Source organism: Endozoicomonas ascidiicola (assembly GCF_001646945.1).
In the GTDB taxonomy this organism is placed as follows: domain Bacteria; phylum Pseudomonadota; class Gammaproteobacteria; order Pseudomonadales; family Endozoicomonadaceae; genus Endozoicomonas; species Endozoicomonas ascidiicola.
The window spans coordinates 684,213-686,476 of the sequence record NZ_LUTV01000003.1; the positions used below are offsets into that span (position 1 = coordinate 684,213).

Consider the following 2,264-nt stretch of genomic DNA (forward strand, 5'->3'; position numbering starts at 1 on the left):
CGTTTATATGGACAGCCAAGGCTAATGACATACTGGAGAAGGTAGTTCGAGCTAATTGCCGCTTAAGCAGCAAAAAGAACGGCGCACTACACTAGCTAATGTCAGAGCATGGAAACGGCTCTGACATTGCCTTGATCCTGCCAATCCGTCAGGACATGTAAGTTCGAACCCTTTGCTGAATATTGTTTCTGCAAATCGGGCATGTACTAAGACGTGGAGCACATTCCTCACACGTGGCCAAATGTCCGCAAGGAACAAATGTCATATTTAAGGGTTTATTCAAACAAATCTTACATTTATGCTTATCAGTAGATTGTCCTGCCATGCCCCCGGAAGATGCAGCTCCTGCATTCTGGTTTTCAGCCGGTGCGGGTAGAACAATATTCGCTCTCAATGTCTGCATACTGATAGCCATGCCTGCCATTCGTGTCAGTAGCTGATCAACACGTTCTTCCGAAAATGACTCAGAAATCAGAAAAACCTTCATGAGATCAAGCTCTTCCTGACTCCTGACTTTCACCTCTGATTCCAGTGCACCCAGAAATGGATCTGCCACGGGTTGGCCATTTGCCTCCGTCATTGTTTCTGAGCCCTGATTCACACCCAGCATCAACAAACGGTCTGCAATGTTAAGCTCTATTACTGCAGCAGGCGAGCCACTCGCCACTGACTCACTCGTGAAATCTATCAACGGCTGTTCAACTGCAACAACTGGCGTAACGGGCGAAGCACCCGATGGCTCGGTCAATGAAACCTGCGAACTTACTGTTGCAGTAGATGTACTTGGACTGTTTGTCTGCTCAAAACTGCGGCGCATATCACGAATGGTGCTCTCAAGCATCTCCAGATCAACAGGTACTGAGCTTTGTAAACGCCTCCATTGATTAATAGCATCACCCGCTTCCTGTAGGGTATAACCTTGATTGATCAGAGCTTGTTCTAAGAGTGCAAAGTCAGCATCGTTTCTTATTCTTGGTGTGTAGAGGTCATTGCGACCAACCGGAGCAGGAGCCCGATGTTCAGTAACTGTTGAAGGTGTACCAATACTGTGCTGAACATAATTACCATGATGGATATTATAAACCTCCCGCTCTGGTTCGTATCCCGGCTCAGATTCTGATCCAAACACAACCCCGGATTCAGAAAACTGCTGGAGAAACGTCTGCCGAGTTGCTGGGTCAAAATGAGCGTCTCCACCAATATAGATGGATATACTTGGGGCTTGCAAACACATATTTCGCCCCTGTGGCTGAAGTGTTGAACGACTCGAAACCACAGTATCTCGGTTCTCAAAAACAGTGACATTGGAAGGCGATCTATATTGCTGCTGCGTCCCCCCATACCCGGACTGATCCACCCTTTGCCCACTATCGTGAACCAGTACCAATGGGCAAAGTGGTGCCAATTTTCGATGTTCATCCCATGGAACATCATTATCATCCCAACGTTTCACACCTTCACCATCCATATAGCACTGAACCGAATCCGCATCCTTGCCTGGTTGATTACCAACATAGAAATAGCCTGCAGCAGCCAAATGTCTGTAATCAATGTTTTTACGTTGAAAAATAAGCTTTGCGTGCTCGGTATAAGATTCCAGTCTGCTTTCCAGAGTTTCCATATAACCGAATGCTGGAGAAGCATCCATATAATGAGCACCAGGGCAATTCGGAAAATGCCTTTGGTGATCAATGAACAAGTTATCATCGCTCTCGAACCCTCCTAAAGGATAGTGACCACCGAAAACACATTTCACTCCATCTCTAAGGCCGTTTTGCGGGTGACGGGGAATAAAGTTCGCTCTTGCCATTGGCCAGTCATTACATAGTCTTGGCCAAGGGTTTCGTCGGCGCAGATCACAGTCTTCTGCAGCAAAATCATCATGCCTGTTAACAACGGATAGTCGGTCTTGGATTACCGTCTGATGATTCACTAGTGTAGTGCGCCGTTCTTTTTGCTGCTTAAGCGGCAATTAGCTCGAACTACCTTCTCCAGTATGTCATTAGCCTTGGCTGTCCATATAAACGGCTTGGGCTTCTCGTTATGTTTTTCGATATATTCCTCTATTGCCTCCACAAGCTCTGGAACACTTTTGAATMCCCCTCGACGTAAACGCTGTGTGGTTAAATCTCGGAAAAACCTCTCAACCATGTTCATCCATGAAGCTGATGTCGGTGTAAAGTGAACGTGGAATCGCGGGTGCTTTTCCAGCCACTCTTTTACCTTCGGATGTTTATGAGTTGCGTAGTTATCACAGGTAAGAT

Annotated in this window: 2 protein-coding genes; both read right to left on the bottom strand. The window is 46.5% G+C overall.

Annotated elements, in window-relative coordinates; translation table 11 throughout:
- Positions 1–148: 148 nt before the first annotated feature.
- Positions 149–1,933: an RING-HC finger protein gene (locus AKL11_RS10455; protein ID WP_095210301.1), complete on the bottom strand. Its 1,785-nt coding sequence runs from the start codon at positions 1,931–1,933 to the stop codon at positions 149–151.
- Positions 1,933–2,264, bottom strand: a 332-nt coding sequence (locus AKL11_RS10460) for a transposase (RefSeq protein WP_172807266.1), incomplete at its 5' end; no start/stop codon positions are given. The genes AKL11_RS10455 and AKL11_RS10460, both read right to left, overlap by 1 nt.